The 14,051-nt window shown below is 65.0% G+C and carries 13 protein-coding genes; 10 read left to right on the top strand and 3 right to left on the bottom strand.

Going from position 1 to position 14,051, the window contains the following annotated elements:
- From ABYB95_RS06420 to tolA, 10 genes are all read left to right on the top strand, one after another.
- Positions 1–342 (top strand): RibD family protein (locus ABYB95_RS06420; RefSeq protein WP_372657641.1); only part of this gene is annotated, 342 nt, incomplete at its 5' end.
- 46 nt (positions 343–388) lie between these two features.
- Entirely contained in the window at positions 389–1,033 is a 645-nt protein-coding gene (locus ABYB95_RS06415; protein ID WP_372657640.1) for a riboflavin synthase, read from the top strand.
- Positions 1,030–2,184, top strand: coding sequence for a bifunctional 3,4-dihydroxy-2-butanone-4-phosphate synthase/GTP cyclohydrolase II (gene ribBA / locus ABYB95_RS06410; protein WP_372657639.1), 1,155 nt, complete (start codon positions 1,030–1,032; stop codon positions 2,182–2,184). The genes ABYB95_RS06415 and ribBA overlap by 4 nt, the downstream gene beginning before the upstream one ends.
- 36 nt (positions 2,185–2,220) lie before the next feature.
- A complete protein-coding gene (gene ribH / locus ABYB95_RS06405; RefSeq protein WP_372657638.1) occupies positions 2,221–2,685 on the top strand; it encodes a 6,7-dimethyl-8-ribityllumazine synthase in 465 nt (154 codons plus the stop codon).
- Between the two features lies 1 nt (position 2,686).
- Complete coding sequence (nusB, locus tag ABYB95_RS06400) at positions 2,687–3,250, top strand: transcription antitermination factor NusB (RefSeq protein WP_372657637.1); 564 nt, start codon at positions 2,687–2,689, stop codon at positions 3,248–3,250.
- A gap of 6 nt (positions 3,251–3,256) precedes the next feature.
- Positions 3,257–4,477, top strand: a complete 1,221-nt coding sequence (locus ABYB95_RS06395) for a pyridoxal phosphate-dependent aminotransferase (protein ID WP_372657636.1) — start codon at positions 3,257–3,259, stop codon at positions 4,475–4,477.
- The gene (gene ybgC, locus ABYB95_RS06390; RefSeq protein ID WP_372657635.1) at positions 4,474–4,935 is read left to right on the top strand and encodes a tol-pal system-associated acyl-CoA thioesterase; all 462 of its coding nucleotides are present in this window, start codon (positions 4,474–4,476) and stop codon (positions 4,933–4,935) included. The genes ABYB95_RS06395 and ybgC overlap by 4 nt, the downstream gene beginning before the upstream one ends.
- A gap of 54 nt (positions 4,936–4,989) precedes the next feature.
- The gene (gene tolQ, locus ABYB95_RS06385; protein WP_372657634.1) at positions 4,990–5,694 is read left to right on the top strand and encodes a protein TolQ; all 705 of its coding nucleotides are present in this window, start codon (positions 4,990–4,992) and stop codon (positions 5,692–5,694) included.
- A gap of 40 nt (positions 5,695–5,734) precedes the next feature.
- Positions 5,735–6,181 carry an ExbD/TolR family protein gene (locus tag ABYB95_RS06380; protein WP_372657633.1) on the top strand — a complete coding sequence of 149 codons (447 nt, stop codon included), beginning with the start codon at positions 5,735–5,737 and terminating at the stop codon, positions 6,179–6,181.
- A 46-nt stretch (positions 6,182–6,227) separates the two neighbouring features.
- A complete protein-coding gene (gene tolA, locus ABYB95_RS06375) occupies positions 6,228–7,091 on the top strand; it encodes a cell envelope integrity protein TolA (protein WP_372657632.1) in 864 nt (287 codons plus the stop codon).
- A gap of 18 nt (positions 7,092–7,109) precedes the next feature.
- On the opposite strand, the gene ABYB95_RS06370 is transcribed toward tolA, so the two are convergent.
- The 3 genes from ABYB95_RS06370 to ABYB95_RS06360 form a co-directional block, all read right to left on the bottom strand.
- On the bottom strand, positions 7,110–9,335 hold the full coding sequence (locus ABYB95_RS06370; RefSeq protein ID WP_372657631.1) for an ATP-binding protein: 2,226 nt from the start codon (positions 9,333–9,335) through the stop codon (positions 7,110–7,112).
- 95 nt (positions 9,336–9,430) lie between these two features.
- A complete protein-coding gene (dnaE, locus tag ABYB95_RS06365; protein WP_372657630.1) occupies positions 9,431–12,997 on the bottom strand; it encodes a DNA polymerase III subunit alpha in 3,567 nt (1,188 codons plus the stop codon).
- Positions 12,998–13,100: 103 nt separating this feature from the next.
- On the bottom strand, positions 13,101–13,796 hold the full coding sequence (locus ABYB95_RS06360) for a DUF599 domain-containing protein (RefSeq protein ID WP_372657629.1): 696 nt from the start codon (positions 13,794–13,796) through the stop codon (positions 13,101–13,103).
- Positions 13,797–14,051 lie beyond the last annotated feature (255 nt).

Here is a 14,051-nt window from a genome sequence, read left to right as displayed (position 1 = left end):
GGTGCCACGGTGATCCCCATGCCGGGCCGTCAACCGGGCACCGAACACAAAGTCGACCTGGCCGCGATGCTGCTGGATCTGGGTCGGCGCGAGGTCAACGAATTGCATGTCGAAGCCGGCCACAAGCTCAACGGCTCGTTCATCCGCGAGGGGCTGGCGGACGAATTGCTGGTGTACCTGGCGCCGAAACTGTTGGGCCCAGGCAGTGCCTTGGCGAACTTTGGCCCTTTGGCGTCGCTGGATCAGGGCTTGGCATTGCGGTTTGAAACGGTCGATCTCGTCGGCCCGGACCTGCGGATTCGGGCCCGTGTGAGTGGACGGGACGCTTTTTTGCACCCCTGACGCCCTGCTCGCCCGGGGGACACCGGTTTCCCTGCGAAAATAGCGCATGTTTACCGGAATCATCACCGGCGTGGGGCGGATCGCCGCCCTCCACGACCTGGGCAGCTCTTTGGACCACGGCAAGCGTCTCACCATCGAGGCGCCGCCGGGCTACCTCGACGACGTGGGCCTGGGCGACAGCATCGCGCTCAACGGCGCTTGCATGACGGTCACTTCGCTGGATCTGCCCCAGCAGCACTTCACCATCGACATTTCCGCCGAATCCCTGGCCCGTACCAGCGGCCTCGCACAGACCGGTGCGCGCCTCAACCTGGAAAAGGCCCTGCGCGCCCACGACCGGCTGGGCGGACACATCGTGTCGGGTCATGTGGACGGCATCGGCCGGGTCACCCGCTTTGCCCAGGTCGGTGAAAGCTGGGAGCTGCGCGTGATGGCGCCGCCCGAACTGGGCAAGTACCTGGCCTACAAGGGCTCCATCACGGTCAATGGCGTGAGCCTCACCGTCAACCAGATTCATGACAGCAGCAGCGGCTGCGAGTTCAGCATCAACCTGATTCCCCACACGGTGGACAACACCGCCTTGGGTCAGTTGGCCGCCAACAGCGTGGTCAACCTGGAAATCGACACCGTCGCGCGCTATGTCGAGCGCATGCTCAGCGCAGGCCTTCAGCCCGCCAAGGAAACCCCATGACCACGCTTCCCACCACCGCCGCAGCCGCGACATCCCACGTCGCTCCGGTCCCCATCTCCCCGGTCGAAGCCATCGTCGCCGACATGCGTGCCGGTCGCATGGTGATTCTGGTGGACGAAGAAGACCGCGAGAACGAAGGCGACCTGGTCCTGGCTTCCGACCATGTCACCGCCGATGCGATCAACTTCATGGCGCGTTTCGGGCGTGGCCTGATCTGCCTCACGCTGTCGCGCGAACGCTGTGAACGCCTGCGGTTGCCGCCCATGGTGGCCCGCAATGGCGATAAAAAGGGCACCGCCTTCACCGCCTCCATCGAAGCCGCCGAAGGCGTGACCACCGGCATCTCGGCGGCCGACCGCGCCCGCACGGTGCAAGCCGCCGTGGCGCCCCTCGCCAAACCCGAGGATCTGGTGCAGCCCGGTCACATCTTCCCGCTGCAGGCGGTGGACGGTGGCGTGCTCATGCGCGCAGGCCACACCGAAGCCGGCTGCGATCTGGCCACCATGGCCGGGTGTTCGCCATCGTCGGTGATTTGCGAAATCATGAAAGACGACGGCACCATGGCGCGCCTGCCCGATTTGCAGATCTTCGCCGCCGAACACGGCCTGAAGATCGGCACCATCGCCGACCTGATCGAATACCGCAGCCGCACCGAAACCTTGGTGCAAAAACTGGGCACACGCGTGCTCAACACCGCCTTTGGCGAATTCAGCGCCACCGCCTTTCGCGACCAACCCAGCGGCGCCTTGCACCTGGCTCTGGTCAAGGGCCAATGGGGCGCCGACGACAGCGTGGCGGTGCGGGTGCACGAGCCGCTGTCGGTGCTGGACGCGCTCGAAGTCGGCCGCTCCATGCACTCCTGGAGCTTGGAGGCCAGCCTGCGACACCTGCAAGAAGCCGGTGCCGGCGTGGCCGTGCTGCTCAACTGCGGCGAAACCGCCGAGCAGTTGCTGGCCCAGTTCGAAGGCACCGCACGCTCGGCACAGGCGCCCGAGCGCGGCCGCATGGATTTGCGCACCTATGGCGTGGGCGCGCAGATTTTGCGCGAATGCGGCGTGCACAAAATGCAGCTCATGGGCAACCCGCGCCGCATGCCCAGCATGGCAGGCTACGGCCTCGAAATCACCGGCTTCGTCGACCGCAAGGTTTGAGCCACCACCTCCCACCGCAACCAGAACGGAACCCACATGTTCGGCGCTGACAAAGGCACTCCCAACCTCCTCGATGGCAAAGACCTTGCCATCGGCATCGTGCAGGCGCGCTTCAACGAGCCCGTCACGGACGCACTCTTCCAAGCCTGCCACGCCGAGCTCCTGAGTCTGGGCGTGCAAGAAAAAAACATCACCCATGTCAAGGTGCCCGGCGCGCTCGAGGTGTCCACCGCCTTGCAGGCCATGGCCGAACGCGACGACTTTGATGCGCTGATCGCGCTGGGCTGCATCATCCGTGGCGAAACCTACCACTTTGAACTGGTGGCCAACGAGTCCGGCGCCGGCGTCACCCGCCTCTCGCTGGACTACCAGGTCCCGATTGCCAACGCCATTCTCACCACCGAGAACCTGGAACAAGCCGTGGCGCGCCAGGAAGACAAGGGCCGCGATGCCGCGCGCGTGGCCGTCGAGATGGCCCACGTGCTTGAACAGATTGGATGACATGACCACCGCCCCCAAAGTAGACAACACCAAACCCCACAAAGCGGTCAGCGGCTCCACCGGTCGCAAGGCGGCCGACAAATCGGCCCGCACCCGCGCACGCGAATTCGCCTTGCAAGCGCTCTACCAACACATGGTGGGCCGCAACCCGGTTGGCGACATCGACACCTTCACCCGCGACCTCAGCGGCTTCCACAAGGCCGACAGCGTGCACTACGACGCCTTGCTGCACGGCAGCATCGCGCAGGCCGACGCGCTGGACGCGCTGATCACGCCGTTTCTCGACCGGCCGCTGGTCGAGCTCTCGCCCATCGAGCGCGGCGTCTTGTGGATCGGTGGCTACGAGTTCCAGCACTGTCTGGACGTGCCCTGGCGCGTGGTCATCAACGAATGCATCGAGCTGGCCAAATCCTTTGGCGGCACCGATGGCCACAAGTATGTGAACGGCGTGCTGCACCAGCTGGCCTCGACCCTGCGTCCAGCCGAAGTGGCCGCGTCACCCGCGCCGAAAGCAGCGCGAAGCACCACCGCCCAGCACCCGACGCCGCCGGACGACACGGTCTGAACCGGCATGCGGATCGCGCAAAGGGCCCAGCGGGTCCAACCCTTTTATGTGATGGAGGTCGCCAAGGCGGCCGCCGATCTGGCGGCCCAGGCCGGGCCGCAAGACCGGTCCATGATTTACCTCAACATCGGGGAACCCGACTTCACCGCGCCACCGCTGGTGCAGCAAGCGGCACAACGCGCCATTCAAGCCGGGCGCAGCCAGTACACCCAGGCCACCGGCTTGCCGGCGCTGCGCCGCGCCATCAGCGGCTGGTACGGCACGCGCTTCGGGTTGGACATAGCCCCCGCCCGCATCGTGGTCACGGCGGGCGCGTCAGCGGCCTTGCAGCTGGCCTGCCTTGCGCTGGTCGAGGCCGGTGACGAGATCCTGATGCCCGACCCCAGCTACCCCTGCAACCGGCAGTTTGTGCAGGCTGCCGAGGGGCGTGCCGTGCTGCTCCCCTGCGGTCCTGCCGAGCGCTTCCAGCTCAGCGCCGCCCAAGTGCAGCAGGCCTGGGAACCGGCCACGCGCGGCGTGTTGCTGGCCTCGCCCTCCAACCCCACGGGCACGTCGATCGCCCGCAGTGAGCTGGAGGCCATTGCCCGCTTGGTGCGCGAACGCCAAGGCATCACCCTGGTGGATGAGATCTACCTGGGCCTGGGTTTTGACGACGCCTACGGACACAGCGCGCTGGGTCTGCCCGATGGGCTGGGCGAGCAGGTCATCAGCATCAACAGCTTCTCCAAGTACTTCAACATGACCGGCTGGCGCCTGGGCTGGCTGGTGCTGCCGCCCGCCTTGGTGCCGGTGGTGGAGCGGCTGGCGCAAAACCTGTTCATCTGCCCCAGCACCATTGCCCAGCACGCCGCGCTCGCCTGCTTCGAAGCCGAAAGCCTGGCCGAATACGAGCGCCGCCGTGCCGAATTCAGGGCCCGCCGGGACTATTTCATTCCTGAACTCAACCGCCTGGGGCTGACCGTGCCGGTGCAACCCGACGGCGCCTTCTACGCCTGGGCCGATGTGTCCCAGCTGTGCGCGCGCTGGGGCATCCCCCCGCAGGGCGCCGAACCCGACCAGGGCGGTAGCTGGGCGCTTTCGTTCGAGCTGATGCGCCGCTGCCAACTCGCCACCACCCCGGGGCGCGACTTCGGCGTGGCCGAGCCCGGGCGCTACCTGCGCTTTTCCACCGCCAACGCCATGGAGCAGCTGCGCGAGGCCGTGGCCCGACTGGAGCAGGCCCTGTGAAGCTGGCCAGCGGCGCGCTGGACGCGGCGAGCGCCACCTTCACCTGGCCGTTGCGGGTGTACTGGGAGGACACCGACGCCGGCGGCATCGTCTTCTATGCCAACTACCTCAAATTCTTTGAGCGCGCGCGCACCGAATGGCTACGCACGCTGGGTGTTGAGCAACAGCGCTTGCGCGAGGAAGCGGGCGGCATGTTCGTCGCCACCGACACGCAGCTGAAATACCACCGCCCTGCCCGCCTGGACGATTTTCTTTTGGTTACGGCACAAGTGGTCGATGTCGGTCGGGCCTCGCTTACCATTGACCAGAAGGCCTTTTTGCCGACCGCTGCCAGCGAGCTGAACCCGGTGTTGCTCTGCGAAGGCCAGATCCGCATCGGCTGGGTCGATGCGCTGACGCTGCGGCCCCAGCGCATACCCGCTCCCATCCTGCACGCGCTGACCGCTCATCCAGCGTGACGACGGCGCGGAACCCTTTGCCTTCTTGCCACTCCGAATGAAATGACCGAAACCATGACCCAAGATTTGTCCATCGTCCAGTTGATGCTGAATGCGAGCTTCGTGGTTCAGGCTGTGGTGGCCTTGCTGGTGGTGGTATCGGTGGTCAGTTGGGCCGCCATCTTCCGCAAGACCTTTGCACTCAAGCGCGTGCGCGCCCACAACGAAGACTTTGAGCGCGAATTCTGGTCCGGCTCCAACCTCAACGAGCTCTATGCCGCAGCGGCCCAGAGCGCACGCCACGGCGGGCCCATGGAACGGATTTTTGCCAGCGGCATGCGCGAATACCAAAAACTGCGCGAGCGCCGCATCAGCGACCACGGCGCTTTGCTGGACGGCGCGCGCCGCGCCATGCGGGCCGCCTTCCAGCGCGAACTCGACGCGCTGGAAACCAATCTGTCGTTCCTCGCATCGGTCGGTTCGGTGTCGCCCTATGTGGGCCTGTTCGGAACCGTCTGGGGCATCATGCACGCCTTCACCGGTTTGGCCGCACTCACGCAGGTGACGCTGGCCACCGTGGCACCCGGCATTGCCGAAGCCCTGGTGGCCACGGCAATCGGTTTGTTTGCCGCCATTCCTGCGGTGGTGGCCTACAACCGCTTTGCGCACGACATCGACCGCGTGGCCACCCGCATGGAAACCTTCATGGAAGAGTTCTCCAACATCCTGCACCGCAACATCGGCGGGCCAGCCAGCGCCGTTTCGACGACCACGTATTGAACGCCGCCCACACACCGCCAGCCCTGAGGAGGATACAAACATGCCCGCAGTGAGTTCACGAGGCCGGGGGCGCCGCACCATCAGCGAAATCAACATGGTGCCCTTCATCGACGTGATGCTGGTGCTGCTGATCATCTTCATGGTCACCGCACCGTTGATCTCGCCCAGCCAGATCAACCTGCCCAGCGTCGGGCAGGCGGCGCGCCAGCCCGATCGCTACGTGCAAGTGGTCATCGACAAGAGCGGCCAGTTGAAAGTGCACGAAGGCAAATCCGATACCGGTGCCCGCTTTGTCGGCCTGGCCGACCTGCCCGCCCGTATTCAGCAGTTGCAAGGCGCCGCTGGCGCGGCCAACCCCGCCAATGCCATGCCCGTGGTCATCAGCGCCGACAAAGGCGTGCAATACGAAGCCGTGGTCAAAGTCATGGACACCTTGAACCAGGCCGGTGTGACCCGCGTGGGTCTTTCGGTGCAGGCCAGCCGTTGAACCACGTGCGCCGTCATTTGCCAGGAGTCCCCAGCTGAGCCCGTCCATGTACCCCACGGCCGATCACCTCGATCTGGCCCCTCCCCGACAGGGGCGCTGGCTGGGGCCGGTGGGGCTGGCGCTGATCGCGCATGGGCTGCTGATTCTTGCGCTCACCTGGGGTGTGGGCTGGCAGCGCGACGCGCCACCGGCGGTTTTCGAGGCCGAGATCTGGTCCCAACTGCCCCAGCAGGCCGCTCCGCGCGCGGTTGAGCCCCCGCCTCGCCCTCCGACACCACCGGCGCCCGAACCCCCACCCAAACCCCAGCCGGTGGTCAAACCCCCGCCGCCACCGGCGCCCAGCGCCGCCGATATCGCCACAGAACAAGCCAAGCGCAAGGCCGAGGCAGACAAGTTGCGCCGAGAGCAGCTGGAGCGCGAGCAAAAACTGGCCGAGAAACGGGCGGCAGAAAAAGCCGCTGCCGAAAAACGGGCCGCCGCCGAAAAGCAGCGCAAGCTCGAAGCCGACCAGCTGGCCAAACAAGTGGCGGAAGAGAAACGCCGCGAGCAGGCGCGCAAGGACCAGATTGCCCGCATGCTCGGCCAGGCCGGTGCCACTGGCGGCGCACAGTCCACCGGGACGGCGCAGCGCTCCAGCGGCACATCACCCGGTTATGCGGGCCGGATCGCCGCGCGCATCAAGGCCAACGTGGTGTTCACCGAAGCCCTGCCGGGCAACCCGCGCGCCGAAGTGGAAGTAACCACCCTGCCCGATGGCAGCATCGCGAAGCGCCGCATTGTCAAAAGCAGCGGCAGCCCCGAATGGGACGAAGCGGTGCTGCGCGCCATCGACCGCACCGGCTCGCTGCCCCGCGACACCGACGGCACCGTGCCGCCCACGCTGGTGATAGGTCTGCGCCCGCTGGACTAAGGCCTGTTTCCGCCAGCGTCAGGCGGCCTCGGCGGGGAAACCCGCCACCAGTTTCTTCAGTACCCGCTCCAGCTCGGCCGCGTCCACCGGCTTGTGCAGGACCTCGGAAAACAAGGTCTCGACCAGATGGTCGGCGTCGTCGATGCTGACGTTGCCACTCATCAGCACCATGGGCGGTGGGCGGTGGGTTTCCGCGATGCGCCGCGCCAGGCCGCAACCGTCCAGTTTGGGCATGGCCAGGTCGGTGAGCACCACGGCCCAGTCCTGTTCCTGGCGCTGAAAAAGCGCCCAGGCCTCTTCACCATCTTCGGCCTGGGTGACCACCCAGCCCATGCGCTGCAACAAGGTGCTCCAAGCCCGGCGTACCAGGGGATCGTCGTCCACGAACAGCAGTTCTCGCGTGCCCGAGGGTTCTAGCGCCCGGGTCAGCGCAGCGGTCTCCTCAACCGGTTCGCAAGCCGGCAAATACAAGCTGAAGCAGGCCCCGGCGCCCGGTGCGCTGCGCACGCCGATCACGCCACCATGGCGCGCCACGATGCCATAGGCCACCGACAGGCCCAGACCGGTGCCGCGCCCAACGGCCTTGGTGGTGAAAAAGGGGTCGAACAAACGCGATAGGTGCTCGGCCGCAATGCCAGGGCCTTCGTCCTGCACGGTCAGGCAGATATAGCGCCCCTCTGCCAAGGTGGCGCATTCTGGCGACACGACCACGCCCGGCGCCGCAGGCAAATCGACAGACCGCAAGTGCAGCCAGATCGTGCCGCGACCCTCCATGGCGTCGGATGCGTTCATCAGCAGATTGACCAACACCTGTTGCATCTGGGTCGGGTCGGCCTGCACCGAGGCGTCGTCCGTGTCGCACTGCACCACCAGCGTGCTGCGCTGTGTGAGGCCTGCCGCCATCAGGCTGCGCGTGTCCTCGATCAGCGCACCCAGCGACACCCGTTCCAGATGCGGCGCCGATTGGCGGCTGTAGGCCAGCAATTGGCGCATCAGACCGCTGGCGTACCGGGTGGCCTTCAAGGCCTGTTGCAATGCCTCGTGGCTCGGGTGTGCCGGGTCCAGGTCTTCTTCGGCCACCCGCATCCAGCCGGAGATCGCGGCCAGGGAGTTGTTGAAGTCGTGCGCGATCCCGCCGGTGAAACGCCCCAGGGCTTCGGTTTTCTGACTTTGCATGAGCTGCATTTGCAGCGCTTCCTGCTTCTCGTGCGCTTGCCGCTGCCGCTCCGCGTCTTGCCGCACCCGCAACAAAAGGCCGTTCAAGCCGGTGGCCACCGCCGTCAGCTCGTCACTGCCGTCCACGTCCACCCGGGCATCGGACACCAGCTCCGCCTCGGACACGGTCTTCAACTGCCGGTGCAGGCGGTGCAGGCGGCGCAACAGCAGGTGATCGAGCAAGAACACCAACAGCGCCCCCAGCGCCAGACCGGCCACCGCCACCTGCGCACCAGCGGCCCATGCCAGCGACCGACCCTCGCGGTACAACTGCCGGTCCAGACCCAACACCAGTTCGGCGGCGGCATGGCCATCGTGGTCGCGGATCACCGCATGTACCTGTGCCTGCGTATCGTCCACCTCCTCCATGTGAAAGCCGATCCCGCTGTGACCGGCGTCGGCCAGAGACAGTTGCACCGGCGCCATCAGCACATCGCTGAAGCGCTGCAATTCGGTTTGATCAAAGTGACGGACCACGGCCAGGGCGCCGCTGGGCGGTGCGCCGAGCGCATTTTGTGCGCGCACCGCCGCGATCGAGATCAGCATCAGGCCTGCGCCGGAATGGTGGTAGGTCTGCAACACCGTTTCGCTGTGCGGGTCGGCCAGCACCGGCGCGGCCAGCCGCTGCAGCAACAGCGACGTGTCGCTGGACATGGGACGCAGGCTGCCATCGTCGGCCAGCATCACGCTGGCAACCGGCGCCCCCTCCAGATCCAGCGCCAGCACCTCGGATATGCGCAGCGACTTCATGTTCTCGGCGGTGAAGTTCTCGGACATGAAGTCCGGGTCTTGTCCCGTGACAAACGCTACCGCATCCGACCAGTAGGCATAGTCTCTCCCGGTGGCAGAGAGTCCTTGCATCTGCTGTGCCAACAAACGTTGTGCACGCTCGCCTTCGCGTTCGCCACGTGCGCGCTCCAGACTCGAAAACGACTGCGCAATGGAATAGCCCGACACCAGCACGGCCATGGAGGTGAGCAAACCGACGGTCAGCAGGACCAGCGCCCAGGCTTTATGTTGTAGTGTCATGTCGGTATCTATATCGGCGGGTCCGTGGGTGGGATTGAATTGGGGCCTGTTCACACACCACCCAAAGAGCGATCCGCCTCAAACCGGTCCGGACCTCAATCAAAGACGATCTCGGCGCGCTGTCCATGCGCCTGTGCCATCCAGCTGGCAAGCGCTGCATCGGTAGGGAAAAACAAAGCCCGGTCGTCCAGTTGCAACAGGCACTGCGCGCCGTCGCGCTGCAGGTCGAGCCGCACCGGCAAGCCGCGCAGCAGCTCGCCTTGTTCGGTGATTTCGCGTTTGGGCGGAAATTCGCGCACCAGTTGGGCCACCGCCGGGTTCGATCCATTCACCGCCACCCGCAGGTATTTTCCAAAGCGGCAGCGGGCCGCGGGCAGGTCCCATATCTGCTGGATCTTCAGGCGCAAACCACCCGAAAAACGGTCCGGCTGCGCCAGCGCCTGCACCACGATGAGTTCGTCGTCCTTCAAGGTGTTGCGGTGTGCGTTGATCAGGTTTTCGTCGGCGCTCACTTCCAGTACCGCGGTCTTGTCGTCCAGTTTGAACAAGGCCAGCTTGCCGCGCTGCCCGTTGATGACGCGGAAATCGGTGACGATGCCGGCCAGGATCACCGGGTCGCGGCTCTCCTTCACCTCGTCGAGCGGGGTGCGTGCGAAGCGGCGCACCTCGCGCTCCACTTCTTCAAACAAATGGCCCGAGAAGTAAAAGCCCATGGCGGTCTTTTCCAGCGTGAGCGTTTCTTTCACGCCCCAGGGCATGGTCTCCACCAGGTCGGGCTCTTGCGTGCTCGATCCGTGGTCGTCGCCACCGCCCATGTCGAACAAACCGCCCTGGTTGGCATTGGCCACACTGGCCGCCGCAAACTCAAACGCCCGCTCCACCGAAGCCATCAATTCGGCGCGGTTGCGGTGCAAGGAGTCGAACGCGCCGGCCTTGATCAGCGCTTCCACCGTGCGCTTGTTCAGGCGCGCACGGTCCACCCGCACGCAGAAATCGAACAGGCTTTTGAACGGTCCTTTCTCCTGGCCGTTGGGGCCTTCGCCCCGGCCTTCGCGCGCGGCCACGATCGCGTCAATGGCCAACTGGCCCGTGCCCTTGATCGCGCCCAGGCCGTAGCGGATGGACTTGTCGGTGATGGGCTCGAAGCGGTGGAAGCCGCGGTTCACATCGGGCGCCTCGAAGGTAATGCCCATCTTCTGGGCATCGTCTACCAAGAGCTTGAGCTTGTCGGTGTCGTCCATCTCCACCGTCATGTTGGCGCAGAAGAACTCGGCGGTGTAGTGCACCTTGAGCCAGCCGGTGTGGTACGCGAGCAGCGAGTAGGCGGCCGCGTGCGACTTGTTGAAGCCGTAGCCCGCGAACTTCTCCATCAAGTCAAAGATTTCGTCGGCCTTCTTTTCGTCGATGTCGTTTTTGGCCGCGCCGGCGCGAAAAATCGCGCGGTGTTCGGCCATCTCCTCGACCTTCTTCTTGCCCATCGCACGGCGCAGCATGTCGGCGCCACCGAGCGAATAGCCGCCCAGGATCTGCGCGGTCTGCATCACCTGTTCCTGGTAGACCATGATGCCGTAGGTCTCGCTCAGCATCTCGGCCACCAGCGGATGCGGATACTCGATCACCTCGCGCCCGTGCTTGCGGGCCACGAAGCTGGGGATCAGGTCCATGGGGCCCGGGCGGTACAAGGCGTTGAGTGCGATCAGGTCTTCCAGACGCGAGGGCTTGGCGTCTTTCAGCATGCCCTGCATGCCGCGGCTTTCAAACTGGAACACGGCTTCGGTCTGGCCGCGTGCGAACAGCGCGTAGACCTTTGCATCGTCCAGCGGCACGTTCTCATAACAGAAGTCTTCCCGACCCTTGTGGCGCTTGGCGATGAATTCGCGCGCGATCTCCAGGATGGTCAAGGTGGCCAAGCCCAAAAAGTCGAACTTCACCAAGCCGACCGACTCCACGTCGTCCTTGTCGTACTGGCTCACGGCCGAATCGCTGCCGGGCTGGGCATAAAGCGGGCAAAAGTCGGTCAGCTTGCCCGGCGCGATGAGCACGCCGCCGGCGTGCATGCCGATGTTGCGTGTCATGCCTTCGAGTTTCTGCGCCAGCTCGATCAGGGTTTTGACGTCGTCTTCTTTGGCGATGCGCTCGGCCAGCACCGGCTCCATCTCGATGGCGTAATTGTTCTTGTCGCCCTCCACCTTGGGGTTCGGTGGGTATTGCAGCGTGACCGACATGCCGGGCTTGTTCGGGATCAGCTTGGAAATACCGTCGCAGAAGCCGTAGGCAAAGTCCAGCACCCGGCCCACATCGCGGATGGCGGCGCGCGCCGCCATGGTGCCGAAGGTGGCGATCTGGCTCACGGCGTCCTTGCCGTATTTATCCTTCACGTAGTCGATGACGCGGTCGCGGTTGCTCTGGCAGAAGTCGATGTCGAAGTCGGGCATGGACACCCGCTCCGGATTCAGAAAGCGCTCGAACAGCAGTTTGTACTGCAGCGGGTCAAGGTCGGTGATCTTCAACGCATAGGCCACCAGCGAACCCGCACCCGAACCCCGGCCTGGCCCCACCGGGCAACCATTCTTCTTGGCCCAGTTGATGAAATCGCCCACGATCAGAAAGTAGCCCGGGAACCCCATGTTCAGAATGGTGTTGATCTCGAACTCCAGCCGCTCCACGTAGCGCGGGCGCTCAGCGTCGCGCTTGGCGGTATCCGGGTACAGGTGTGCCAGCCGCTCCTCCAAGCCTTCAAACGAAGACTGGCGAAAGAAGTCCGCCATCGGCATGGGCACGCCGTCGATCAGGGGCGTGGGAAAGTTGGGCAACTGCGGTTTGCCCAAGGTCAGGCTGAGGTTGCAGCGCTTGGCGATCTCCACCGTGTTGGCCACGGCAGACGGCACGTCGGCAAACAAGGCCTGCATCTGCTCGGCGTTCTTGAAATACTGTTCGCGGGTGAAGCGGCGCACCCGCCGGTTGTTGCCCAGTATCTCGCCGTCGGAAATGCACACCCGCGCTTCGTGCGCCTCGTAATCGTCGGGCAGCAGAAACTGCACCGGGTGCGTGGCCACCACCGGCAGGTGCAGTCGCGCCGCCAGCTGCACCGCAGCGACCACATGGCGCTCGTCGTCGGGGCGCCCGGCGCGTTGCAACTCCAGATAAAAGCGGTGCGTGAAAACGCCCGCCAACTGCAAGGCCACGTCGCTGGCGCGCTGGGTGTCGCCCGCCGTCAGCGCCTGCCCCACCGGACCGGCTTGCGCACCCGACAGCAGCAGCAAACCCGCGTTGAGCTCCTGCAGCCATTCCCAGCGCACCAAGGCCTGGTTGCGCTCCAGGTTGCGCGTCCAGGCGCGGGCCAGCAGCTCGCACAGGTTCAGGTAGCCCTGGTGGTCCTGAGCGAGCAAGACCACGCGCGGCACCGCCGGGCTGTGGCTACCGGGCATGGCCCCGGGTTTTTCCTCAGAAAAGCCCTGCAAGAGCACCTCGGCCCCCAGCAGCGGCTTGACCCCCGCCCCGCGCGCGGCCTTGTAGAACTTGATGGCGCCAAAAAGGTTGTTGAAATCGGTGATGGCCAAGGCAGGCTGGCCATCGGCGGCGGCGGCGGCCACCACCTCGTCGATGCGGTTGGTGCCATCGACAACAGAGAACTCGGTGTGCAGGCGCAGGTGTATGAACATCGGCCCATTTTAGAAGCCCGCAGAGGGCATTCCAAGCTCGGTGGCGCCAAGCACCACCAGCATCCGGCCCGGGCGCCGCCGGGCAGTCCGATCGGTGCGTGGTTCAGTCGCGCAGAATGCGCAACACGTCGGAATGGAACTCCCGGCTGTAGAGGATGCCCACCACCGTCACGGTGCCCAGCACCATGGCCAGCGGCGAGACAAACCAGGCCAGGGCCGCAAAAGAGAAGTAATACGCGCGCAAGCCATCGTTGAAGGTATCGGCCGCCGCGCCCACCATGGCAGCGGCGCGGTCGGCGTACTTCTTGCGGTCGAACTTGCCCGAATCAAAGTCTTCGGGTGGCGGCATGGCGCCGATGACCAGCGCCACAAAGGTGTATTGCCGCATACACCAGGAAAAGCGGAAAAACGCATAGACGAAGATCGCCACCAGCACCAGTATCTTGAACTCGAACACCAGCAAGGTCGTGGTCTGCGCGAACGGGATTTCGCTCATCAGCTCGCTGGCCTTGTCGGTCGTGCCCAGCAAAGCAAACAGGCCACCAATGATCAGGATGGAGGTCGACGAAAAAAAGGACGGGGTTTGCGACAGGGCTTGGGTGATGATGCCATCCAGCATGCGCGGATCGCGCTGGGTGGTCTGGCGCATCCAGTAGGCGCGGTAGCGGTTGGTGGTGATCAACAACGAGGATCGCCGCCGCCCCAGCGTGCGGGCAAACCAGGCGTAACCGATCCACAGCGCAAAAAAACCGACCAGCGCCAGCCAGTCGAGCCAGGGCAGGATGTTGAAAATTTTCATGGCGCGATGTTACGCCGCGAACACCCCGTTGGCGTGCGTTCCCACTTGCCCAGCACCACCTCTTGGTGAGAACAAGATGGCCGACTCTGGAAACCCAATGAAGAACAAAGCCAAGCCGGGACCGAGCCTGCGAACACCGTGTTGCAACCCGGCCCTGAAAACCGCCGAGGACCTGAGCGGCTGGCGCCGCCCCAGGCCTTCGAAGAGCCGGTGCTCAGCCCTTGAACTGGGCCGCCACCGCAGCCACGCGCTGGC

The organism is Hydrogenophaga sp. (assembly GCF_041633695.1).
GTDB lineage: Bacteria > Pseudomonadota > Gammaproteobacteria > Burkholderiales > Burkholderiaceae_C > Hydrogenophaga.
This window is presented reverse-complemented; position numbering and strand designations above follow the sequence as displayed.

Bases quoted from the DNA above. Each gene is read 5' to 3' on its own strand.
- ABYB95_RS06370 (WP_372657631.1), bottom strand. From the start codon at position 9,335: ATGACACTACAACATAAAGCCTGGGCGCTGGTCCTGCTGACCGTCGGT.
- ABYB95_RS06415 (WP_372657640.1), top strand. From the start codon at position 389: ATGTTTACCGGAATCATCACCGGCGTGGGGCGGATCGCCGCCCTCCAC.
- ribH (WP_372657638.1), top strand. From the start codon at position 2,221: ATGTTCGGCGCTGACAAAGGCACTCCCAACCTCCTCGATGGCAAAGAC.
- tolQ (WP_372657634.1), top strand. From the start codon at position 4,990: ATGACCCAAGATTTGTCCATCGTCCAGTTGATGCTGAATGCGAGCTTC.
- ABYB95_RS06395 (WP_372657636.1), top strand. From the start codon at position 3,257: ATGCGGATCGCGCAAAGGGCCCAGCGGGTCCAACCCTTTTATGTGATG.
- tolA (WP_372657632.1), top strand. From the start codon at position 6,228: ATGTACCCCACGGCCGATCACCTCGATCTGGCCCCTCCCCGACAGGGG.
- nusB (WP_372657637.1), top strand. From the start codon at position 2,687: ATGACCACCGCCCCCAAAGTAGACAACACCAAACCCCACAAAGCGGTC.
- ribBA (WP_372657639.1), top strand. From the start codon at position 1,030: ATGACCACGCTTCCCACCACCGCCGCAGCCGCGACATCCCACGTCGCT.
- ABYB95_RS06380 (WP_372657633.1), top strand. From the start codon at position 5,735: ATGCCCGCAGTGAGTTCACGAGGCCGGGGGCGCCGCACCATCAGCGAA.
- dnaE (WP_372657630.1), bottom strand. From the start codon at position 12,997: ATGTTCATACACCTGCGCCTGCACACCGAGTTCTCTGTTGTCGATGGC.
- ABYB95_RS06360 (WP_372657629.1), bottom strand. From the start codon at position 13,796: ATGAAAATTTTCAACATCCTGCCCTGGCTCGACTGGCTGGCGCTGGTC.